The following is a 23,862-nucleotide window of genomic DNA, read 5'->3' as shown; positions in this document are numbered from 1 at the left end:
TCATGGTTAGACTGAAAATAGAGAAAAACTAATTATTAGTCAGCTAAGCATGACCTTTGGCTATAGGCAAGGTTTGCTCCTGTACTGAATCGTTACATCTGTGCCGCAGGTCATTCAGACTTCGAATTCCGACTGCAAGGCGGCACGAACGCAATACAAAACGCCTTCCGGAACTCTTCCCGCGAACAGCGCGGCAATCTCTGACACCGGTGGCAACTCGCCTTCGCCGTCAAGGAAGGCGTCCTGAACTTCGCCCATCAACTCTTCAGGCAGGTCCAGCGCCTGTTCCAGTGACAACTGCTGCTTGCCAATGGCCTCGGCAAGCATTGTGTAAACGTTCTTTTCCGAGCATTGCAGCTGACCGGCGATCTGCAGCGGTGTCATGCCGGCCCGGGCCAGCGTGATCAGCTCATGACGCACATCGGCCACCACTTTCGGCGCCTCGACCTGACCGCCGAGCACTTCGAGGAAGGCTTCGCCGTAACGTTCCAGTTTGCGGGCGCCGACACCGCTGACCATGGCCATTTGCGCCAGCGAAGTTGGCTGGCTGCGGAGCATTTCCAGCAGGGTCGAGTCAGGGAAGATGACGTACGGCGGCACGCCATGCTCTTCGGCGAGTTTGCGACGCAGGGCACGCAAGGCTTCCCACTGTTCGCGCTCTTCGCCGCGAACCAGTTGGCTGGCCTGGCTCTTGCTGCTTTTGGCGGTGGTTTGCGGCTTGAGGTCGCGACGCAGTTCCAGGGTTACTTCGCCCTTGAGCAATGGCCGGCAGGTGTTACTCAGGCGCAGGCCGCCGTAGCCTTCGAGGTCGATATCCGCCAGGCCACGGGCAACAAGCTGGCGGAACAAGGAGCGCCATTCGCTCTCCCCCATCGCTTTGCCTACGCCGTATACCGACAGATGCTGATGACCGAAGCTGCGAACCTTTTCGTTGTCCTTGCCCAGCAATACGTCAACCAGATGACCGACGCCATAACGCTGGCCGGTGCGGTAAATCGCCGACAGCGCCTGACGGGCCGGCTCCGTGGCATCCCAGGTTTGCACGCCGTCGATGCAGTTGTCGCAATGGCCGCAGGGCTCGGGCATGTCTTCGTCGAAGTAGGCGAGCAGGGTCTGGCGGCGGCAGCGGGTTTCTTCGCAGAGCGAAAGCATGGCGTCGAGCTTGTGCTGTTCCAGACGCTTGTGACGCTCGTCACCTTCGGAGTTTTGCAGCATCTGCTTGAGCATCACCACGTCTTGCAAGCCGTACGCCATCCAGGCATCCGCTGGCAGGCCGTCACGCCCGCCGCGACCGGTTTCCTGGTAATAAGCCTCAAGGGACTTCGGCAAATCCAGGTGCGCGACAAAACGCACGTTGGGCTTGTCGATGCCCATGCCGAACGCCACGGTGGCGACCATGATCAGGCCTTCCTCATTGAGGAAGCGCTTTTGGTGATGGGCTCGCGTGTCGTTGGCCAGACCGGCATGGTATGGCAGCGCCGGGAAACCTTGCTCGCTGAGGAACACCGCCACTTCGTCGACCTTTTTACGGGACAGGCAGTAAACAATGCCGGCGTCGCTGCGCCGCTCGGCGAGGAACGCCAGCAACTGCTTGCGCGGCTGTTCCTTGGGCACGATGCGATAAAAAATATTGGGGCGGTCGAAACTCGAAAGGAAGCGCTCGGCATTCTGCAAATGCAGGCGATCGACGATTTCTTCGCGGGTACGCTTGTCGGCCGTTGCGGTCAGGGCAATGCGCGGGACATTGGGAAACAATTCCGCCAATTGCCCCAATTGCAGGTATTCCCGACGGAAATCGTGACCCCATTGGGACACGCAGTGCGCTTCGTCGATGGCGAACAAGGCGATTTGTAGGCTTTGCAGGAAGGCCAGCATGCGTGGCTGAACCAGACGCTCGGGCGCCAGGTAAAGCATTTTCACCTCGCCGCGCTTGATCCGCGCCGCCAGATCACGCTGTTGCTCAGCGCTTAGCGTGGAGTTCAACGACGCCGCGGCGACGCCCAGCTCTTCGAGGGTCGCGACCTGATCGTCCATCAGCGCGATCAGCGGCGACACCACCACCGCCAGGCCTTCACGCAGCAGTGCCGGCACCTGGAAGCACAAGGACTTGCCGCCACCCGTAGGCATCAGCACCAGGGCATCGCCGCCACTGGCCACGCGCTCAATGATTGCACCCTGACGGCCACGGAAACTGTCGTAGCCGAAGATGTCCTTGAGGACGCGTTGAGCCTGCTCGAGCATAAAAACTCCAAAAATCACCGAAACATCCCTGCAAGGCTGGTTCAGAACCACGGAAGCTGCACTGACAAATCGTAAGTACGCATTGCATGACCCTTCACATTTCAGCCGTGACGCCAGCAGGGCATCACAAAACGCGCGAGTATACCCGAGGCCTGTCCGGCAAAGGACGCCGCTGAGAAGAGGAACGCACCGCCGCTCCCACAGGGATTGGGCCAGACTGGCGGTATCGACAACCACAGAATCCCCCCGCAAGGCTGCAAATATGCCGAGCGGCTGGCCCAAGCGCTCAAGAAGGCCTAGAATTCCCGCATCGTATATTCCCCAAGGTAGCCCTTTAATGTCCTTCGCTGAGCAACTAACCCGCCTGCAAGTCTTCCTCGACGCCGACGAGCTGCATGACGAGGCGCTGGACTACGTGGCCGCCCACGGCTACCTCACCGCGCTGTCGATCTGTTCCGAAGAAGTTCCCGAGCGTGAATGGATCGACGCGCTCTTCGCTGAAGAGCCGCATTACGCCGACGACACCGAGCGTGAAGCGATCGAATCCACGCTGGTGCTGCTCAAGGCGCACATTGCCCGCCAACTGGCGTCCGATGAAGAATTCGAGCTGCCATGCGAGCTCGACCTGGGCGACGACCCGGACGATTCCGACCTGCGCGGCTGGTGCATCGGCTTCATGGAAGGCGTGTTCCTGCGCGAAGCGGCCTGGTTCGAAACCGCCGAAGAAGAAGTCAGCGAAATGCTGCTGCCGATCATGGTCGGTTCCGGTCTGTTCGACGAACAGCCAGAGTTCGAAGACATCGCCAAAGATGCCAACCTGATGGACGACATGATCGTGCAGATCCCGGAAGCCCTGACCGCGCTGTACCTGCTATGCCAGGCTCCAGACGAAAAACCGGCGATTCTCAAGCCACGTCACCACTAAGGTTTTGCCTATGGACAACCCCATAGGCAACCGCCCCCTGATGTTGCGCTACGTGCTGCTGGCCATCGGCTGGCTGAGCGTAGCGCTGGGGGTGATCGGGATTTTCCTGCCGGTGCTGCCCACCACACCGTTTCTGTTACTGGCGGCCGCCTGTTTTGCCCGCAGTTCGCCACGTTTCTATCAGTGGCTGGTTGAACATCCACGGCTTGGGCCGTGGGTTCGCGATTACCTGGATGGCAATGGCATTCCGCTCAAGGGCAAGGTCTATGCGATCGGGCTGATGTGGGCAAGCATCCTGCTCTCTTGTTATCTGGTACCGCTGCCGTGGGCGCGGGGGTTTATGTTGACCAGTGCGGTGCTGGTGACGCTCTATATCCTGCGGCAAAAGACCCTGGATAAAACCTGAGGATGATCTGGCCGGCCTCCTCCACTTCACCGAGGTGGCGAAAATCATTGGAAACGGCCTGCGGGCCGTTTTTTTTGTCGGTTTGAAAGCCTCCATGCCAACCACTCGTCGCAAACCTGCCCCGACCTGTCAGATCTGACAGTTGCCGTTCTCTCGCCTCGGGTGTGAGATGAGCCTCCCCTATCGGATACGGCTCGTCAGGAGCAAACCATGGACATCCAGTCTTCAGAGTTGAACGAAGTGTTTGTGCTGTATCCGATTATCATCCAAGGCTGGGTCACGCCAGTGAAACCTGACGGCATCGCTCACGGCGGCATTCCCAAACTCCTTTATGATGGAGAGCCACAAGGCCTGGAATGCCTGGTCGACCCCTGGTCTGAACTTCGGTTGTTCAACTCGACCATGGCGGTAGATGATCGCGTCGATCTGTACGTCAACGACGACATCACGCCAGCGGTGGGCGAGACCATCGCGCCGGGCGAGGAGCAATTGCGTGTACGTTTATACCTGCCGCACGGCCGGTTGAATCATGGCGTGAATCGGCTGCACTATAAGGTCACCCGAGTGAGTGGGAACGTCGAGACCTCCCGGGACCTGAGGGTGCTGTACCACCTGCGAATCGCCGAGGGCCTGGACCTGGTGATTCCGCCGGATGTTCTCAGCGACGGCGTCGATGCTGCCCGCGCAGCGCAGGGCGTGGAGTTCGGGTTTACCTACAATAACCGCCGCGCTTACGACCGTATCGAATTCCGGCCGGGGGATACCTCGATCCTATTTGACGTACCGAATGCACCGGCAGCGGTGACGCAAACACTGTTCACCGACGCCTTTCAGAAAGCGGGCGACAACCCCAGTGCAGTGGCCGAATTTTATGTTATCGATCAGTTAGGCAACCGCAGCAAGTCGCCGGAAAAGCGTGTGGACATTCATCTCAGCCGATTGAATCTGCCCGCCCCGACCGTGAAAGGCCAGATCGGAAACAATTTCAGCCCCACCCAGCCGGAATTGCGAGTGCTGGTTCCGCGAGGCGCGCTATTGCTCAGCGACCTGTTGTCAGTCATCTGGCAAGGCGCGACGGGCATTGCGGCAAGTTCCTACACCAGCACGCCACGGTTGGTCAGCGCCGGACTTGAAATCGCCGTGCCACGATCGGTTCTGGCCTATAGTCTGGCCAAAGTGGTGACTGTCACTTATGTCATTGAGCGTAATGGCGTACGCAGCACTTCATTGCCGTTGAAGCTGAATATTCTCGCATTGCCGGCAACGGCCCTTAACCCGCCGAAGATCATCGAAGCCGACGCTAACAACTTCCTGGATGTCATTGCACTCGGGACAAAAAACGCCACCATCCATGGCTTGCTCTGGACGCTGATCGAAGTGGGACAGCAGGTGTGGTTGAAACTGGAGGGGAAAAAAGCCAATGGCACGGCGCATAACCTGACTATCTGGAATGGCAGTGGACACTATGTCAACGGAACCTGGGTCGCCCAGGGCTTTTGGCCAAGATCATTGGTCAACAGTTACCTGAAAGAACTGGGTGACGGTTCCACATTGACCCTGAAATTCAAGGCCTCATTGGATAAGAGCAACATCCAAGCCAATGCCGTGGTGTTTCCGGACCGGGTCTACACGATCCGGGCAGCGGCCCTGCTCAGCCCGACGATCACCTCGGTCAAAGGCTCACCGGGCAATGTCGAGATCGCCAACGGTGCGAGTACCTCTGACACCACACTCGTGTTCAGCGGCAAAGCTGCGCCCGGTCAGCAGATCGAGTTGCGTGACAAAGGCGTGGTCAAAGCCACGGTGGCCGTGGATGCGGCAGACAACTGGAACCATACCCTGACCGGACAAGCCATCGGTGCCCATAGCTACACCGCCAAGGCGAAATACGGGACTCTGCCGGAGTCGGCGGTCCGTACACTTACTATCGTGGCGAATATCGCTCCGACTATCACTTCGGTGAAAGACCCGAAAAATGCCGAGATCCCACACGGTGGCACAACGGTCGAAACCAACTTGACGCTCAGTGGCGCGGCGAGCAACGGCCAGCAGATTGAGGTGTTCGACGGCACCACCTCCAAAGGCAAGGCTACGGTCGACGCATTGACCGGCATCTGGACATTGATGGTCAGTGGACTGGCGGTGGCAGCCCACACTTTTATCGCGAAAGCCCTTTATGGGAGCGGAAACACCTCGCAACCACGAACTGTTATTGTGACTTCAAATTTTTTTGTCGAAGTGTCTGACCTATTTTTGCGCGGAGGTGTAACTGCTCCGTCCTTACTGGGTTGGACACGTAAGGATGGTAATCCTCCTGGTACATCTGCCTCCCGCCCCGCCAGCGGCGGTAAGCCGCCTTATACCTATAGTTCGAACTCATCCAATGTCACAGTCGATAACACTGGAACAGTAAAATCCGTGAGAAACGGAATGGCAATAATCACCGTCTCGGACTCATCAGTCCCCAGACAATCGAAAGGATACAAAGTTACAGTGAGTGGAGCCATGCAACTAATATATAACCCTACTCCACTCACGCGTGCTGCGGCAGCGGCCTGGATACAATCTCAGGGCGGCAACTTGATTTACCAAGAACACTTAAAAGCTATTAATGATAATTTTGACGCTAAATCTATAGTCGATAGATCAAAGCAGTGGAGTACGGGAAAACTGTCTAATGCTTCCGGCACGGCAGTTATCGGAACCGAAACTTTTGCTGTATTCTTCATGGGTTCTCACGCTGCAGGGTACGACATCCCCACACCTGTATTGGGTTACATATAAAGTAGAATTGGGGGAATTACTTATCCAACAGTGCGGTAACTTTCTCGCGATAGCGGTGGGGTCAATCAACAGTATGTCGAATTATCGTAATGATATCGGCCCCACTCGACGCTCTTGACCGTTCGTCTTAAACCTCCGTTTACCTGTCAGATATGACAGTAGGCAAGTATTGCTGCACCACGCTCTAATCCTTTTCGAACCCCACGTCCTGCGGGCGTCTCAAAAAGGTATTCCGTCATGACCAACTTATTGTCCAATACCGATATACAAGCCCTTGTATTTCCCCCTGATCGCGGTATCGGAGTTCTGGCCGTCCCGCCCCCCTACCCGGTCGGTCACAAACTGCAAAACGATGGTGCATCAGGGGTCAACATCAACATGGTCTATGGCGACCGGGACGGATTGCTGGTCTACATCCTCGCTTATCTGGGCATGGCGGTCGGCGACTACATCAAGGTTTACCTCGATTCAAGGATTGCTCCTGTTGCCGAATTTTTTGTCACCGATGCGCACTTCGATGGGCCAGAACCGAAGAATATTCCGTTCCACATCTCGGCCAAAGATATGGAAGCCAGGTTTTCGCCTTTACTGTCTGCAAACAAGAACCTCTGGTTCTGGGTCAGACGCATAAGTGAGAATACCGAAGAATCACCGCCCGTTTCGCTGTTTTACAAGTATCCGGCACCCGGCGAAGTGGATACCGACGGCGGAAAGCCATTCAATCAAGGGCTCAAGTTGCCCGTGGCTTCGGAGAGCTTTGTCGATCAGACGGTGATCAACGACGGCATGTTCGTGACGGTGGTTGAATACTTCAATCAATCCATCGGTGACAGGGTGGTACTTGTCTTTGGCTCCCGGAAGCTGGAAGTCATCGTCTCTGCATTAGGGGATGTGATTTTTGAGCTGACACCGGAGTTGCTTGCGACCCTGACGTCCACCAACAGCCTGGTGGTGCGCTGGGAAGTGTTCGATGCAGTGGAAAACTCCAGCGGCTGGTCGGATGCTCTCATTCTCCCGTTCAAACCCGGCATCGTATTGTTGGCCGCACCAATCTTTGAACAAGCGGACCCCGATAATGTGCTGCACCACGATTTGCTCTTGGGCGGTCCTACCAATGTACTGGTCATTGGGGTATTTGCACTAAACGACCGGATCGAGCTGACTCTGACAGGCTTCACCAAAGGTGGCGAACCAGTCAGCCATACCTACAGCCAGACACTGAACGCCGCCAGCAGAACAGTGAACTTTCCAATCGAGAATGAAAAACTGCGCAATCTGATCGGGGGTTCCTTGCGTGCGTCTTATCAATTGATCAAGGCCAGCGGGACCCAACTCTCGAAACCTGCCGATATCACCATCAGCGGCACATCCCTGTCATTGGGCTTACCGATTGTCGAGCCGTTGGTGGACAACAAACTACCAGTGGACACCGTCATGGCCTCGGTGCGGGTCGCTGATTACTGGCCGTTGAAAGCCGGTGCTACCGTCGAGGCCCGCTGGCAAACCAGTGATCCGGACGGAATTGCGGCCCTGTTCATTTTCCGCCTGATCGTCACCGACCCTACACAACCGGTGATTTTCAAAGTACCTGCCAAATACATCGCGCCCTATACCAGTAGCCCTTTGACGGTGCAATGTGTGATCACCAATGTGGGAGAGTCGCCGGTTTATTCACAATTGCTGCAATTGATGATTGGCGGCGAAACCCAGATTGTTCTGAAACCAGCGTTTCCGGTGGCGGCGGTGAGTCCGATTGACGTACTGGCCTATCCGAACGGGGTGACTATGCGCATTGAATACCTCGACGCGCTGGACGGGGATCGGGCACGGTTAGTCGAAGTCAATCCGCCGACCGGGACACCGCAGTTTCCGCTGGTAGCGTTCAACATCAATAAACGGGTGAATACGGTGTTGAGTCCGGCGTTTCTGGCGGCTCGGCAGGGCAAGGACATTGGATTGCGGTGGAATTTGAATCGGGGCGGAGTGCTGGTTGGCAAGTCGCCGGTGATGACGCTGAGTGTGTTGAAAATTGTAGAGGGGGATATTCGGCTGCCGATACCTACCATTGCTGGCGTGAGCGACAATGGCCTGGATGTAAACAAATTGCAGGCCAGTGACCTGTTGCAAGTGAGCCAATGGCCGCTACAGGCAGTGGGGCAACCCGTGTCGTTGAGCTACGCAGGGATCGATGACAACGACAACCCGGTGGTTTACGAAGATCGTAAAGGTGAGCCCAATACGCAAATGCCAGGGTTTACCAGTCCTGTGCCGCTGAGCTGGTTGAAAACGCTCAAGAATAACAGCGTGCTGAAGGTATTCTTCAAGGTGAACTTTGACGGTGTGCCTGACAGTGCTTCGGCAACGGGTTTTCCTGTACGAAGTTATACCGTCAGTGTGTTGGCGGAGGATATGACACTCAAGATCACCTCGGTCAAAGGCTCCCCGAGCAATACCGAGATTACCGATGGCGCCAGCACCGCCGAGAAATCGTTTGTGTTCAGGGGCAAGGCTGCGCCCGGCCAGCAGATTGAATTGCGTGACAAAGGCGTGGTGGTCGGAAACCCAATCCCAGTGGATACGGCACACGACTGGACCCATACCCTGACCAATCAGGCCACCGGCGACCATAGCTACACTGCCAAGGCGTTATATGGCAGCGGGGCAGAAACAGTGGCGCGGACATTAAGGATTACCGCTGGCTTTGCGCTGGCGATCACCTCGGTGAAGGATTCCTTCAATCAGCACATCCAACAACATGGAGGCGCGGTTACCGCAGTAAAATCCGTGTCGGGCAAAGCCCCTGTTGGCACGGAAATAGTGCTCAGTGACGCCAGCGATGGCAGTTTTCTGGGCAGCACAAAAACCACGTTGCAAGAAACATGGAATATCCCCACCAGTAGTAGTCTCGACTTAAGGCAGGGGCCATACCGCTTTGTCGTATATGACAAGAACGATCCCGGAGCGACATCTGCTGAATACCTTGTCAGCGTCGAGACTCGAATTGCTCATCGAATCACTCGGCTAGAGGATCAGGACGGTAACCTCATCACCAATGGTTCAACTACCTACAATTCCACTTTTATCTTGAGAGGCATTGCTACACCGAAGCAAACGATTAGCGTCAACTACGGCTATAATCCCTCCGGCGAAACTATTGGCTCAATGGACGCTCAGGCGGATGCTCAAGGTAACTGGAACTGCACTTTCTTTTCGCTGAGTCCTGGATATTGTTGGTTCGGTGTGTATGCCCTTTCGAGCTGGAGCGAGTTCTGGGAAATTAGCATTATATAATAGTAACCAGTATTGACTTTCATTCGCCGCCCCCTCTAAAGACAGTCAAAAAAAGCGCGGACGGATTTATATATCGATTATCTCCCTGTCGATTTATTTATCCGTCCAATCTTCATTCGACTTCAGCACATTCGAAGGCAACTGGTATTTAATCGATAGCCGCACCTAAGCATTCTGTTTTGTGTTTCCGAGAACGGCTTTTGCCGGGCGACCATGCCCAAGGGGTTTGCCTTACCCCGTGGCTCGGTTTTTTTGTGGCGAAGGGGCTTGCCCCCACTGGGTTGCAAAGCAACCCCAGAACCGCCAACCGATCTTGTCCTGACGCGCCGCATTGATTGGTTTTACGACTGATGCGCAGCCGAACGGGGCGATGCGGCATTCCGACAAACCCCCTCGCCACAAAAGCATCTCGCTGACGTCCTTTCGTCCGACGACCTGCCCTACCCCGCCCAAATCAACGCCTAGACTTCAGACATCTGCAGCCGAGCAGCCAGACATGTCCCGCAGTCCGCGTAGCCCAGGATGGTTGACGCTCCGACTTCGGTTCGGCGGATGGCTGTTGGCGAGTTTTCTGCTGGCCGGGTTGGGCAGTGTCTGGGCCGACCGGGATTTTGCGCAGATTCTGCAAACCGCCGAAAAACGCTATGGCCCCCTTGGCCCCGCCCGGGGGCGGATCGAGGCCTGGAGTCAAATGCTGCAAAGCCAACTCAATCAGCCCGAGCGCGAACAACTGAACGCGGTCAATCGCTTCTTCAATCAACAATTGAATTTTCAGGATGACACGCGCATCTGGCGTCAGACTGATTACTGGGCCACGCCAGTGGAATCCCTGGTCAAAGCCACAGGCGACTGTGAAGACTACGCCCTGGCGAAATATTTCAGCCTGCGTCACCTCGGAATTCCCAGCGAGAAACTGCGCATTACCTACGTCAAGGCATTGACCCAGAACCAGGCGCACATGGTGTTGACGTTCTACAGCAGCCCCACGGCCGACCCGCTGGTGCTGGATAACCTGATTGGCGAGATTCTCCCCGCCTCCCAACGCAAGGATCTGCTGCCGGTGTACGCCTTCAATGCCGAAGGCCTGTACTTGCCGGGGGCCCATGGTGGTAAACGCAGCAGCGACTCGAAAAAACTGTCGCGCTGGCAAGAGGTGTTGCAAAAGATGCACATCGAAGGGTTCGCCGTGGGCGAAGGCTAGCCGCACAGCAAGGAGCGTTTTATGTCATTGCGCAAACAGTTGTTCCTGGCCATCTGCGTGTTCTTGCTGGTGGCGTTCAGCGGCAGTTTTTTTGTCAGCCTGGAAAGCTCCCGTGAGCAGGTGCTCAGCCAGTTGCGCGCTCACGCCCAAGACGCAGCCACGGCACTGGGTTTGTCATTGACCGCACAGATCGACGACCCGGCAACGATCGAATTAATGGTCAACTCGATTTTCGATAGCGGCTATTTCAGCAGCATCCGGATCATCAGCATCGAGAATGAACAGGTGCTGGTAGAGCGCAGCGCACCGGCGCGGATAAAGGACGTTCCAGAGTGGTTTGTGAATTTGGTCGATCTGCGCCCGCAAGGTGGTGATGCACTGATCACACGGGGCTGGGAGCAGGCAGCACGGGTCGAAGTGTGGAGCAATCCGCAATTCGCTTTGGCCAAACTCTGGGACAGCACCCTCGGCAGCCTGATCTGGTTGCTGATTTGCGGGCTGCTCAGTGCCGTATTGGGGGGATGGATATTACGTCGACAACTGCGTCCGCTCGACAACATGGTCAAACAGGCTGAAGCCATCAGCAAACGCGAATTCCGCAGTTTGCCAAAACTGCCGCGCACACCGGAACTCAAACGCGTGGTGCTGGCCATGAACCAGATGGTCGAAAAGCTCAAAGCATTGTTCGCCGAGGAGGCCGCGCGCAGTGAAAATCTGCGAGCCGAATCCTATCAGGACGCCCTCACGGGTCTGGCGAACCGGCGCTTGCTGGATGAACATTTGGCCGACCAGTTATTGGTATCCGAGCAAAGCCGCGACGGTCATTTGCTGATGCTGCGGATCAATGACCTGATCGGCCTCAACCAACGCTTGGGCGGCCAGCGCACCGATGCCCTGATCAGCGCTGTCGGCGAATTGCTCAAGCGCTTGACGCAACCGCCAGAGCGTCGAACCTGGCTGGGGGCGCGCAATCGCGGCGGCGAATTCAGTTTGTTGACCCCAGGCCTGGACAGCAAGGACGCTGCACGCGTGGCCAGCGAAATCAGCGCCACCCTGGAAAACCTGCGTCTTACCGGCGCCAGCGACTGTATGCCGGTGGCGCACTTGGGCGTAGTCGCCTATCACCCCGGTGAACCGGCGAGCGAGGTGCTGCTACGCCTCGATCAGGCGCTGACCCAGGCCCGGCAACATCCCGAGCGCCCCTGGGTATACCAGGCCCATGCCGATACCGCGCCGAACCATTCCCGACACGATTGGCGCAGCTGGATCGACGAGGCACTGACCGAAGGCAAGATCCAATTGTATTTCCAACCGGTGGTGCAGTGCGTCGACACCAGCCAGGTGTTGCACCATAAAGTCCTCGCTCGCCTGCTCGATCCGCAGGGTGAGGCCATTGCCGCCGGCCATTTCCTGCCATGGATCGAACGCCTTGGCTGGTCGGCGCGGTTCGATCTGGCGATGCTCGAAACCACCCTCGAATACCTGGCCGCCAATCGTTGGCCCCTTGCGCTGAGCCTGTCCGGCAGTACCCTGCGCGACCAGGCGCAGCTTCAACATATTCTCGACCTGCTCGAATCGCTGCCGGAACTCGCGCCGCTGCTGATCCTGGAAATCGACGAACGCCAACTGCCGCCCCCCGAAGAACTGCAACGCCTGAGCCACAGCCTGCTCACCACCGGTTACCGCATCGGGTTGCAGCATTTCGGCGGCAGCTTCAGCCAGATCGGCAACCTGACGCAACTGGGGCTGGCTTACCTGAAAATCGACGGCGCCTACATACGGGGTATCGATGAACAGACGGACAAGCGCCTGTTCATCGAGGCGATTTTCCGGGCGACCAACAGCATTGACTTGCCGTTGATTGCCGAAATGGTGGAAACCCAGGGCGAATTGGAGGTGATTCGGGAGCTGGGGTTATTTGGGGTGATGGGAAGACTGATCGGGCCGCCGGAGCCGATGTGAGTCAGCCGGCCTGAAGTTGCAGGGTTGCCCTGCAACATGGAATCTCTCACAGGTCAGGGCCGACGATCCTCAACCCGAACCTGGCTCTTGCTCCAATCGGTGAGCAGACTATAAGCCACGGCTAACAACGTCGGGCCGATGAACAAACCGATGAATCCAAACGCGATCAACCCGCCGAACACCCCGAGCAGCACAATCACCAACGGCAAATTCCCGCCCCGGCTGATCAGGTACGGCTTAAGTACGTTGTCGACTCCGCTGATAATGAACGTCCCCCAGCAGCCAAGGAACACCGCCATCCCGTACTCGCCCTTCCAGGCCAGCCACGCCGTGGCTGGAATCCACACCAACGGCGGCCCCATCGGAATCAGGCTGAGCAGGAAGGTCACGATCCCCAGCACCAACGCGCCGGGCACACCGGCAATCAGGAAGCCGATCAACGCCAGAATAGCCTGAGCCGCCGCGGTGCCGATCACCCCATTGACCACCCGCTGCACGGTACCTGCCACCAGTTCAATGTAATAGCTGGCACGCTCGCCGATCAGCCGTTCCAGCAGCCCATGAACAAACACCGCCAACCGTGGCCCGTCGCGGTAGAAAAAGAACACGAACACAATACTCAGCGTCAGCTCGAGAATCCCGCCGCCAATCTGCGCACTGCGCGCCAGTAACCAGTTACCGACCTGCCCCAGATAAGGCTTGATCGCCAGCATCATCGCCGCCCCTTGCTGATCGATGCTGTTCCAGATCCCCACCAACCGCGCACCGACCAAGGGAATATCGCCCAGCCAGGTTGGCGCCTCGGGCAGTCCATCGACCTGTATATCCTTGATGAGCGCCGTGGCGTCGCGCACATGATCCGCCAGATTGAACCCCAGCCACACCAGCGGCACCGCCACCAGCACCATCCAGCCGAGTGTGAGGACCAGCGCCGCCAGGGATTCACGGCCATTGAGCCAACGGGTCAGTAGCCGCATCAACGGCCAACTGGCAAACGCCAGCACCGCCCCCCAGAACAGCGCCGACCAGAATGGCGCCATCACCCATAAACTCGCGCCAAACAGCACCAGGAGCAGGATCTGCACCAACAGACGATCGTTATTGAGCATGTAAGATCCTGAAAAAGTCAGCCGAAAAAATCAGTCAACAAAGCGTAGGCGAACGCTTGGCACGCGCTCGCCGAATGCAGCTTAACGCAACAGTTCGAAGTGCAAGCCAGAGCCTTCGACGCTGCCGGTTTCCATCCGTGCAGCCCTTACGCCCTGGCCGATCAGCGCCTGACGCCAGGCTTCGGCATTGGACCCCGAAACATTGACGCGCAACGTGGTGTCCAGGTTCAGGCCTCGGGAAATCAGACGCAGCCAGGTTTCGTCAGGGTCGCCGACGAGTTTGGGGAAATCGAGTTTTCCAGTGCTCTTGAGCTGCCTCAACAAGGTCGCGGACGTCGGTAGCAAATCACCCAGCGGCGTTATCGCGTCGAACTGTTCGACGTGCAGATAAGCCCTGCGATTGCCGCGAGTGATGCTGTAAAGCGCCACCAACGTGTTGTCTTGAGGGGCCGCCAGACGCAGCAACAAATACGCCTGCTGATTATCGCTGCCGTACAATTTGGCGTTGCCGAAGACTTCGTTGGCCCACAGGCTGCTTTCCCCGCAATCCCGCGCCTGGCACCAGAACAACAGCTCGGCGCCCTGTTTCTGCAAGGCTTCGCGAGCCTCGGTGAAGGCGTCGGTAGAAGAATGCTCCGGTGGCAATTCGTAGGTGACCGAGGTGGTTTGACCCCGAGCGGTAACCTGGCCGTCAAAACGCAACTGACCGCTGATCTTGCGGATCGAACCCAGCGGGTAAATCCGTTCCAGTTCAGCCGCAGGGCGATAGTCGACGATCTGCGCATCGGCCATGCGCGGCACGATCGGCAAGTCCTGACTGCCCGGGACATCAGCGGCTAATAACAGAGGACTGAAACAACACAGCGCCAGAAGACTGAGAGAACGCATGGATAGACTCATCGAATCAGCATGGCCTGGGCGCCCTTGATGACACTGTCGTCATCGATGCGCTCGGGCACCAGTAAACCGCGTTGTACTGCGGGGCGTGCGTCCATGGTCGCCATCCAGCGCTGCAAGGCCGACAAGCCATCCACCGCGACGCCGGACCATTCATGGCCACGTACCCACGGAAAAGTCGCAATGTCGGCAATGCTGTATTCCCCCGCCAGGAATTCTACGGTTTGCAGACGCGTGTCGAGCACTTCATACAAGCGCCGTGTTTCATGTTGATAGCGATCGATGGCGCCTTGGAGTTTTTCCGGAAAATAGCGGAAAAACACGTTGGCCTGGCCCTGCATCGGACCGATTCCGCCCATCTGGAACATCAGCCACTGCAGTACCACCGAACGCCCCTTCGGGTCTTGAGGCAGCAGCTTGCCGGTCATCTCGGCGAGGTAAATCAGGATGGCACCGGACTCGAACACGGCGAAATCGCCATTGGCGCGGTCGACAATCGCCGGAATCCGCCCATTGGGATTGATCTTGAGGAAGTCCGGGGACTTCTGTTCCTTTTTGTCGAAACTCAAGGCATGCACCATGTAGGGCAGGCCGAGTTCCTCGAGCACGATAGAGACCTTGTGGCCATTCGGGGTCGCAGCGGTGTACAGATCTATCATGGTTGTCTCCCATTTCAACCCGCCCAGCCTCGACAGTTGCCCGGCGCAAGTCAAGGAATGGCGAAGAACCGATTGAAACAGTCTGCGACAAGGTCGGCACCGGATTCGTCATTCAGGTGCAAATGGTGGCCGCCAGGCAACTGTTCCCGGCTAAAGGGTAGACGCTCCAGCAACTCTGGATGTTTGGCGAGCATTCCGTCAGCCGCAACCACCAGCTGTGCAGGACAATTGACGCGCTGGACGAAGGCCATCGCCTGTTCCGTGGTCAGACGCAGCGGCGATGGAAGGGTGAGGCGGTTGTCGGTGCGCCAGGTATAACCGCCCGGCACCGGCATCAAGCCGCGCTGGGCCAGGAGTTCAGCGGCTTCGCGACTGACCGCCACCAAGCCTTTCATCCGTGCTTCGATGGCGCGGTCGAGGGTGTTGTAGACCGGTTTGCGTTTTTCCCGCAGATCCAGCTGCGCTTGCAGGGCCATGCCCATGCGCTCGGCGGCATTTTCGCCTTTGTCGGTAGGAGGAATGATGCCGTCGATCAAGGCCAGCTTCGTGACCCGCTCGGGCAACGACCCGGCCAGCACCAGCGAGACGATTGCCCCCAGGGAATGCCCCAGCAGCGCAAAACGCTTCCATTCCAGTTGCTCGGCCACTTGCAGCACGTCGTGGGCGTAGTCCCACAGCGCGTAACCGGCACCTTTGGGCCGATGCCCCGAATGGCCGTGCCCGGCGAGGTCCAGCGCGATGATGCGCAAGCCTTTGAGCTTGGGCGCCAGCCGCGCAAAGCTGTTGGCGTTGTCCAGCCAGCCGTGCAAGGCGATCACCGGCACGCCGTCCTCGGGACCGAACAGGTGCGCCGCCAACTCAATATGCGGCAGGCTCAGGCGAACTTCTTCAACAACGCTGCTCATGCGCAATCCTGTTGGCGGTGACCGTCCCAGCGACTGAACAGATGCTTCAGCAGCGTGGCCGTGTCCTGTGGGCGTTCGAGAGGAAACATGTGGCCCCCTGGCATGGTCAAGGACTCGCCCAGGGGCATGCGCCCGACGGAACGGGCGTGATGGCGCATCACCACCCGACTCTTGTGCCCGCGAACCACCGCCAGCGGCACTTTCAGTTGCCGTGCACGGCCGGGGCTGGTGTGGGGTACGCCGCGATAAATGCTGATTTCCGTGGCAGGATCGAAACGCAAACGCAGCTTGTCGCCGACCTTTTGCAAACCATGTTGAAGATAGGCCTCGAAGCATTCCGGGTCGAAGCCACGAAACAGGGTTTTACCGGCGAAATACAGGCGCGCCGCGTCCAGATTGGCAAACTCTTCCCGTCGTCCCAGCGTACGACCGGCGGGGGTCAGGCGATCGATGAAACCGAAGCGCTTGGCGGCACGGATCACCCATTGATCGGCGCGGGTCAGCACCGGCGAATCGAGCATCACCACGCCGCGATACAGCTGGGGGCAACGCAATGCGGCGTGCAGATGCAGGACGCCGCCGAAGGAATGGCCAACGCCCCAGACCGGTTCCGGTTGCTGCTTGAGGTGATGGATCAGTTCATCCACCAGATTGCTCCAGTTGTCGTCCGCCGGAAAACGCGGGTCATGGGCGTGCTGCTCCAGATGCGTCACCTGATACTCGGGCGCCAGGGCCGCGAACAACTTGCCGTAGGTACCCGAAGGAAAGCCATTGGCGTGAGCGAAAAATATCTGTTGCGACATACCTGCAAATCCATGAGCGAGAACGAGGGTTGATTGTCCGTAAGACGGAGTCCTGCAGCAATGACCGTAACTGCCAGGAATGATGACAGTCGGGTCAGGGCTATGGCGCAAGATGACGCCTATCCTTGGTAGCAGCTGGCGAAACTCAACGCGCCGGCGGATTCTCACCCAATGGCACCACCGCCATGGTCAGGCGCGATACGCAACTGACCTTCCCTTCATCGCTGGTCAGGCGGATATCCCAGACATGCGTCGTGCGACCAATATGAATCGCCTTGGCTACCGCCGTCACTCGCCCACTGCGCAGGCCGCGCAAATGATTGGCGTTGATTTCCAGGCCCACGCAATAAAACTTGCTGGCGTCGATGCACAGATAACTGGCCATCGAGCCGACGGTTTCGGCCAACACCACCGAGGCGCCGCCGTGCAGCAAACCGAAAGGCTGATGCGTGCGATGGTCGATGACCATACTGGCGGTCAGGGACTCGTCATCGAAGGCTTCAAAGCGAATATCCAGCACTTCGCTGATGGTATTTTTGCCGATTGCGTTCAACTGCTCGACGTTGGGAATGGTGCGCCACAGACTCATCGTTACGTTCCTTTGCTGGAGTTGTTCGTGGCTCAATCCTGCCATAGCACCGCCTCACTACGCTCGCTCCATTCTTCAAAGCGCGCACCGTAAGCGGCTTCGATCATGTTGCGCTTGATCTTCAGGGTCGGTGTCAGGAAGCCGTTTTCCACCGCCCAACTGTCCTTGACCACCACCAGCCGAAGCAAGCGCTCATGCCTGTCGAGGACGCCGTTGACCTCCTCCAGCAGTTTTTCCAGGCTTGAATGCAAACCCGCCCTCGCCGTCCCGCTGGCGTCCTGCTGACCGACCGCCGACAACACGCACAAACCCAGTGGTGCACTCAAGCCGTCGCCGACCACGCACACTTGTTCGATTCGCGAATGCACCGCCAGACGATTCTCGATCGGGGCCGGGGCAACGTATTTGCCTTTGCTGGTCTTGAAGATTTCTTTCAGGCGCCCGGTCAGGCGCAGGTTGCCTTCGGCGTCTTCCTCGCCCTTGTCACCGGTGCGCAGGAAACCGTCCTCGGTGATGGCTTCGGCGGTTTTCCCGGGCTCCTTGAAATAGCCAAGCATGGTCGCGCCGCTACGCACCAATACTTCGCCGCAGGGTTCGATGCGCACTTCCACTTCCGGGCATGGCTTGCCGATCCAGCCTGGGCTGTTCTGGCCCGGCAGGCCGATGTGGGAGTAACCGCAGCTTTCGGTCATGCCGTACACCTCCAGCACGTCCAACCCCAGTTTTCGGTACCAGAGCAACAAGGTCTGCGGCACGGGCGCCGCACCGGACAATGCAATGCGCAAGGCGTCCAGCCCCAGCCCGGCAAGGACTTTGTGCCCAACCCGCTTGCCGATAAAGGGCAAGCCGAGCATGAAATCCAGGCGTTTGGCCGGGATTTTGCTGTAGACGCCCATCTGGAATTTGGTCCAGATCCGCGGTACGCCGAACAGCGCGGTCGGCCGGGCACGTTTCAGATCAGTGAGAAAGGTGTCGAGGCTCTCGGCAAAAAATACTGTTTGCCCGGTATAAATCGACGACAACTCGACGAACATCCGCTCGGCAACATGGCATAGCGGCAGGTAGGACAGCAGGCGATCCGACTCATTCAGGCCAAACAACTGCGTACCACGGGTGGTGGCAAATCCCAGCGTGCCGAAACTGTGCATCACGCCTTTAGGCTGCCCCGTGGTGCCGGAGGTGTAGATGATGGTCGCCAGCTGATCGGCGTCAGGTTTTGGGTCGTCCTGAATCGGTGAGCTGCGCTGCAGATCGGCCCAGCTGAAATCGAAGGACCCGGCCGGGCACAGCGGCAGACTGATGGTTGGCAGATCGGACCTGACCCCGGCGGACATGCCCGGCCAGTCATCCAGTTTGCCAATGAATGCCAGCGCAGCTTCGGAATGATCGAGCACCTGGGCCACGGAATCGGCGGTCAGATTGGGATACAGCGGCACCGAGACATGCCCGGCCATCCAGATCGCCAGATCGGCGATGATCCAGTGGGCGCAGTTTTTCGAGATCAGCGCGATGTGGCTGCCTTGTGGCAATTCCCGAGCCCGCAACCAGTGAGCGGCACAACGTGCCTGGTGGCCGACGTCGGCCCAGGTCAGCGTCTCGACCTGGCCCCCCTCCATCGGCTGGACCAGAAAACGCTGGCGAGGATGACGGGCTTCACGTTCGTAGAAGACGTCCAATGGCAAACGGAAAGCGGCAGACATGCGACTTGCTCCATTATTTTTTGTCTGGAGCAAGCGTAGTCAACCAAGCAAGTGCTTGGTTGACTATTTCACATAAAAACCAAGAACAAAAACTAAACGCCACCGCCCCTGTAGGAGCGAGGCTTGCCCGCGAAGGGGCTTCGAAAACGCTAAAAGCTTCGCGGGCAAGCCTCGCTCCTACAAAAGCAGAAGCAAGGGCCACAGCTAGAACAGAAGCAGATTACGGGTGCTTGATGCTGTTGAGCTTCATCGACCCGATCAGCAGTTCATTGTTCTCCAGCTCGGCCAGGCCGGCGGTGCTGACTTTTTCCGGTGGATGGCCGGCACCGTGCTGCAAATAGCTCAGCAGGTTGCCCACCAGCGGATTGTGACTGACCAGCAGCACATCACTCACCGATACAAGCTGTTCCGCCACCTTGTCCGGATCGGTATCCGGGGTCAGCCAGTCGACGGTGCGAATCTCCGGCGCGAAATTGAGCGCCGCACGCACAATTTCTGCCGTCTCCTGCGCTCGCTGATAAGGGCTGGCATAAATGGCGGTGAGTGGCTTGCCCATCAAATAGGCGGCAGCGCGCAACACCTCTTCACGTCCCTTGATGGTTAATGTCCGCTCGGAGTCCGGGCGAGTGCCGTGAGGCTCGGCTTCACCATGACGCAGTACCCAGAGTTTCATAGTTTTGGCTCCTCATCTCGGACCGGATGCGGTGCCGGCGCCACAACATGCGGGGCTTCACCTTCCGGAGTACGCGGCGTCGGCCAATCGGCGAACGGCCAGGGCTTCTGATCGCTGTGGAAGCTGCCGAAACGACCGATCTGCGCCAGGAACTGGCTCAGGCTGTCGCCGAAGTTCATCAGGCTGGCGCTCGGGGCGCCATAAATCAAACGATAGATCAGCTGCACCAGCACCACTGCACCGAGGATCAATTGCGCCACTTGCCAGACCAGCAGATAAACAATCATCCACAGCACCCGCAGCAGGATGGATTCGTACTTGGCTTCTACTTTCGGATCGTTCATGTTTCGCTCCCTGCCCTGATGGGTGTTTAGTTGAAACCGCTGGTGGAGATAAAGTCGACGTCGGTTTTAGGCTCGGCACGCATCAGTAGACCGATGACCTGCTCCAGCGTGCGCCCTTCGAAGAGGATGGCATGCAATCCGGCGACCAGCGGCATATACACGCCCGCTTCCTGCGCCTTGGCCTTGAGCACTTTGAGGGTGTTCACGCCTTCGGCGACTTCGCCAAGCCGCGTCACCGCATCCTCAAGGCTCAAACCCTGGCCGAGGGCAAACCCGACCTGATAATTGCGGCTTTTGGGCGACGAACACGTCACGATCAAGTCGCCCACGCCCGCCAACCCAAGGAACGTCATCGGGTTGGCGCCCTGATTCACCGCAAAGCGGGTCATTTCCGCCAATGCCCGGGTGATCAGCATGCTCTTGGTGTTTTCACCCATGCCCAACGCCACCGCCATGCCGGCGATGATCGCGTACACGTTTTTCAACGCCCCGCCCAACTCCACGCCATAGCGGTCGGCGCTGGCGTACACACGAAAGGTCTTGCCGTGCAGCGCTTCCTGGACCCGTTGGCAGAGTTCTTCGTCTTCACTGGCGACCACCGTGGCGGTCAGCGCGTGTTCGGCGATTTCACGCGCCAGGTTCGGGCCTGACAGCACGCCGATGCGCGCTTGCGGGGCGATCTCTTCAAGGATCTCGCTCATCAGCTTGAACGTATGGGCTTCGATGCCTTTGGTCAGGCTCACCAGCAGTTTGCCGCGTAAACGTTCGGCGTGAGGAACCAGCACCGAGCGCAACGCGCTGGATGGCAGCGCGACGAAGCACAGGTCGCAGGCCTCCAGGGTGGCTTGCAGGTCTGTGACCGCTTCCACTGCCGGAAGAATCTTGATGCCCTTGAGGTAACGCGGGTTCTCACGATTGACCCGAATGGCCTCGGCCTGTTCCGGGTCGCGCATCCACAGCCGGACCTGATGCCCATTCTCGGCCAACAGATTAGCCACGGCGGTACCAAAACTTCCGCCTCCCAGGACCGCTATTGGGCGCTGTTCAGTCATATGCAATCCGTTAATCCATACCAATGGCGATGCCGGCATTATACGGAGCGGCCCGGTCGCGGCCAGCCCCAGCATCAATTACCGACACTTGTAGGAAGAAGACCAAGAAAACCGAGGAAAATGCCCATAACGTGACTGGAAAAGTCTTTGCGCTCGGTTAACATGCGCGCCAACTAATCGCTATCAAGGCCGTGCCGTGTCTTTTGGCTTTCCCCGTGCTCGCTCGCCGCTGGTATTGACGCTGATCTTCAGCTCGCCATTGCTGGCCGACGATCTGTTCCTTGATAACGCTCCGCTGCCGCAAGTGCTGACCGCGACGCGCCTGAAGCAATCGCCTGCGGCGGTGCCGGGAAGCATGACGGTGATCGACAATGAACTGATCAATGCCAGCGGCGCGCGGGATATCAGCGAGCTGCTGCGGCTGGTGCCGGGAATGATGGTCGGCAATATCAACGGCAATCAGGCGGCGGTGAACTACCACGGCACCAATGCCAGCGAAGCGCGGCGCATGCAGGTGTTGATCGACGGCCGTTCGGTGTACCGCGCCGGCCTGGCCACGGTGGACTGGAGTGATATTCCGGTGGCCATGGAAGACATCGAGCGCATCGAGGTTTTCCGTGGCCCGAACACCGTCAGCTATGGCGCCAACGCGCTGATGGCGGTCGTCAATATCATCACCCGCAAACCGGCCGACAGCCACGGCACGCGGCTGAAAGTCACCCGTGGCCAGCGCGGTATCAATGATTTCTACGCCAGCCAGGGCATGGGCTGGGACAACGGCGACTTGCGTCTGTCGTTGTCCGGCCAAGAAGATGACGGCTTCGACTCGGATCGCACCGGCGCCAATTACCGCGACAGCCGTCGCTTGAACCGCTTCAGCCTCGCTGTCAGCCAGACACTCAATGACAACCAGAGCATCGACTGGCAACTGAATGCCAAGGACGGGACCAACCAGCGGCCTTATACCTACCGTCCGGTGTTCTCAGGCATTACCGCCGCGGGGAACAATTCCGACGTCATCGCCAAGGATTATGCCGGCTCGCTGCGCTGGAACCTGGACATCAATTCCGATCACAGCCTTTATATTCAAGGCTCCGCACAACACTGGGATCGCCAGCAGACGTGGCGTGCCTGTGACGCCGAGGTCTCGTTCAGCCCGGAACTGACCGAGCTCTGGCAACTCAATCCCAACTACGCCGAACGTCTGGCGCGCAATATGGAGCGCTACACCGGTTCCGGCGCACCGGCCGGGACAGCGGCTGAACGTGCGCTGGCCAATCAGGTGCTCAGACAATGGCAAAACGGCGCCCGGCAAACCCTCTGCGGCGACATTGACCAGAGCGCCAGGGAATCGCGCTACGACCTCGAGCTGCAAGACACGCTCAGCCTGTCCGACAGTCTGCGGCTGGTCAGCGGGATAAACTATCGCTACGATCGTGCCAATTCCGAGACCTACTTCAATGGCACGCTCGATGACACCACCTGGCGGGCGTTCGGCCAACTCGAATGGCGCGCCACCGAGCACTGGTTGTTGCAGGGCGGGGCGATGTACGAAGACACGCAATTGACCGGCAACTCGCTGACCCCGCGGGTGGCGGTCAATTACCTGATCAACCCGCGCCACGGCTTGCGCGCGGTGTATTCAGAAGCCATCCGTTCACCGGACATGTTCGAGAACAACGTCAACTGGAGCTATCAGGTCACCAACCTCAACCCCCGTGCCTACGGCCAGTCCAGCGCCCGTTATTTCGTCAAGACCCGTGGCCCGGGCGACCTCGAACAAGAACGCATGCGCTCCCGGGAACTGGGCTACAACGGCTACTTCGCAGAGTGGGGGCTGGCGGTCGATGTGAAGCTGTTCTATGACGAAATCACCGGCATGATCAGTGAACCGCTACGCAACAACCAGTACATCGCCAGCAACTCGAACAACTCGCGCTTCACCGGGACTGAAACCCAACTGGATTGGCGCGTCAGCAGCGCCGATCGTTTGCGCCTGACCTATGCCTATGTCGATGCCCAAGCCAGCAACCCGCTGGATGCCCAACAGACCGCGCGCAACAGCGGCTCCGCCGGTTGGCTTCGCCACTGGGGCCAGGGCTGGAACAGCGCGCTCTTCTACTATGGTGCCGACGCCCTCAACGGTTATCGCTTCGAACGGGTCGACACCCGCATCGCCAAACGCATCGGTATGGGCAAGACCAGTCTGGAGCTGGCCGGGGTCCTCCAGCAACGCCTCGACAATCAGCCCACCACCTTCGTCGACAACAACTACGACGATCGCCGGGTGCTCTACTTCAGCGCGGAGCTGGAGTTCTAAG

At 58.4% G+C, this 23,862-nt stretch carries 18 protein-coding genes; 7 read left to right on the top strand and 11 right to left on the bottom strand.

The genetic code is table 11. The features are described 5' to 3' along the window. Positions 1 to 114: 114 nt before the first annotated feature. Positions 115 to 2,241, bottom strand: coding sequence for a DNA helicase RecQ (gene recQ / locus BZL43_RS22945; RefSeq protein ID WP_095634409.1), 2,127 nt, complete (start codon positions 2,239 to 2,241; stop codon positions 115 to 117). 337 nt (positions 2,242 to 2,578) lie between these two features. Between recQ and BZL43_RS22940 the strand changes: the two genes are divergently transcribed. From BZL43_RS22940 to lapD, 6 genes are all read left to right on the top strand, one after another. Next, positions 2,579 to 3,166 (top strand): YecA family protein, encoded by a 588-nt coding sequence (locus tag BZL43_RS22940; protein ID WP_095634408.1) that lies wholly within the window; start codon positions 2,579 to 2,581, stop codon positions 3,164 to 3,166. A gap of 10 nt (positions 3,167 to 3,176) precedes the next feature. Then, on the top strand, positions 3,177 to 3,572 hold the full coding sequence (locus BZL43_RS22935; protein WP_095634407.1) for a YbaN family protein: 396 nt from the start codon (positions 3,177 to 3,179) through the stop codon (positions 3,570 to 3,572). A gap of 210 nt (positions 3,573 to 3,782) precedes the next feature. Then, positions 3,783 to 6,356: a hypothetical protein gene (locus BZL43_RS28365; protein ID WP_177409349.1), complete on the top strand. Its 2,574-nt coding sequence runs from the start codon at positions 3,783 to 3,785 to the stop codon at positions 6,354 to 6,356. A gap of 237 nt (positions 6,357 to 6,593) precedes the next feature. Beyond that, the gene (locus BZL43_RS22920; RefSeq protein ID WP_095634406.1) at positions 6,594 to 9,647 is read left to right on the top strand and encodes a hypothetical protein; all 3,054 of its coding nucleotides are present in this window, start codon (positions 6,594 to 6,596) and stop codon (positions 9,645 to 9,647) included. A gap of 496 nt (positions 9,648 to 10,143) precedes the next feature. Then, complete coding sequence (lapG, locus tag BZL43_RS22915) at positions 10,144 to 10,848, top strand: cysteine protease LapG (protein ID WP_095634405.1); 705 nt, start codon at positions 10,144 to 10,146, stop codon at positions 10,846 to 10,848. Positions 10,849 to 10,869: 21 nt separating this feature from the next. After that, positions 10,870 to 12,810 carry a cyclic di-GMP receptor LapD gene (lapD, locus tag BZL43_RS22910; RefSeq protein ID WP_095634404.1) on the top strand — a complete coding sequence of 647 codons (1,941 nt, stop codon included), beginning with the start codon at positions 10,870 to 10,872 and terminating at the stop codon, positions 12,808 to 12,810. A gap of 53 nt (positions 12,811 to 12,863) precedes the next feature. Here lapD and BZL43_RS22905 read toward each other — a convergent pair whose 3' ends face one another. From BZL43_RS22905 to BZL43_RS22860, 10 genes are all read right to left on the bottom strand, one after another. Continuing rightward, positions 12,864 to 13,919 carry an AI-2E family transporter gene (locus BZL43_RS22905; protein WP_095634403.1) on the bottom strand — a complete coding sequence of 352 codons (1,056 nt, stop codon included), beginning with the start codon at positions 13,917 to 13,919 and terminating at the stop codon, positions 12,864 to 12,866. Between the two features lie 81 nt (positions 13,920 to 14,000). Next, positions 14,001 to 14,807 carry a DUF4892 domain-containing protein gene (locus BZL43_RS22900; RefSeq protein ID WP_095634402.1) on the bottom strand — a complete coding sequence of 269 codons (807 nt, stop codon included), beginning with the start codon at positions 14,805 to 14,807 and terminating at the stop codon, positions 14,001 to 14,003. Between the two features lie 8 nt (positions 14,808 to 14,815). Then, on the bottom strand, positions 14,816 to 15,475 hold the full coding sequence (locus BZL43_RS22895; protein WP_095634401.1) for a glutathione S-transferase family protein: 660 nt from the start codon (positions 15,473 to 15,475) through the stop codon (positions 14,816 to 14,818). 50 nt (positions 15,476 to 15,525) lie between these two features. Continuing rightward, positions 15,526 to 16,380 carry an alpha/beta hydrolase gene (locus tag BZL43_RS22890; protein WP_095634400.1) on the bottom strand — a complete coding sequence of 285 codons (855 nt, stop codon included), beginning with the start codon at positions 16,378 to 16,380 and terminating at the stop codon, positions 15,526 to 15,528. After that, positions 16,377 to 17,183 carry an alpha/beta fold hydrolase gene (locus BZL43_RS22885; protein ID WP_095634399.1) on the bottom strand — a complete coding sequence of 269 codons (807 nt, stop codon included), beginning with the start codon at positions 17,181 to 17,183 and terminating at the stop codon, positions 16,377 to 16,379. The genes BZL43_RS22890 and BZL43_RS22885 overlap by 4 nt, the downstream gene beginning before the upstream one ends. Before the next feature lie 145 nt (positions 17,184 to 17,328). Beyond that, positions 17,329 to 17,772 carry a hotdog fold thioesterase gene (locus BZL43_RS22880; protein ID WP_095634398.1) on the bottom strand — a complete coding sequence of 148 codons (444 nt, stop codon included), beginning with the start codon at positions 17,770 to 17,772 and terminating at the stop codon, positions 17,329 to 17,331. Positions 17,773 to 17,804: 32 nt separating this feature from the next. Continuing rightward, positions 17,805 to 19,472 carry an AMP-binding protein gene (locus BZL43_RS22875; RefSeq protein WP_095634397.1) on the bottom strand — a complete coding sequence of 556 codons (1,668 nt, stop codon included), beginning with the start codon at positions 19,470 to 19,472 and terminating at the stop codon, positions 17,805 to 17,807. A 220-nt stretch (positions 19,473 to 19,692) separates the two neighbouring features. Beyond that, entirely contained in the window at positions 19,693 to 20,145 is a 453-nt protein-coding gene (gene sixA, locus BZL43_RS22870) for a phosphohistidine phosphatase SixA (protein ID WP_095634396.1), read from the bottom strand. Further along, positions 20,142 to 20,489 (bottom strand): DUF4389 domain-containing protein, encoded by a 348-nt coding sequence (locus BZL43_RS22865; protein WP_095634395.1) that lies wholly within the window; start codon positions 20,487 to 20,489, stop codon positions 20,142 to 20,144. Before BZL43_RS22865 ends, sixA begins: the two co-directional genes overlap by 4 nt. Positions 20,490 to 20,515: 26 nt before the next feature. Further along, on the bottom strand, positions 20,516 to 21,541 hold the full coding sequence (locus BZL43_RS22860; protein WP_095634394.1) for an NAD(P)H-dependent glycerol-3-phosphate dehydrogenase: 1,026 nt from the start codon (positions 21,539 to 21,541) through the stop codon (positions 20,516 to 20,518). A 196-nt stretch (positions 21,542 to 21,737) separates the two neighbouring features. Between BZL43_RS22860 and BZL43_RS22855 the strand changes: the two genes are divergently transcribed. Next, positions 21,738 to 23,861, top strand: a complete 2,124-nt coding sequence (locus BZL43_RS22855; protein ID WP_095634393.1) for a TonB-dependent siderophore receptor — start codon at positions 21,738 to 21,740, stop codon at positions 23,859 to 23,861. Position 23,862: the final 1 nt, after the last annotated feature.

Origin of the sequence: Pseudomonas sp. PICF141 (genome assembly GCF_002286815.1) — a bacterium.
In the GTDB taxonomy this organism is placed as follows: domain Bacteria; phylum Pseudomonadota; class Gammaproteobacteria; order Pseudomonadales; family Pseudomonadaceae; genus Aquipseudomonas.
Note: the sequence above shows the minus strand (reverse complement) of the source record. Positions and strands in the feature narration are given on the sequence as shown.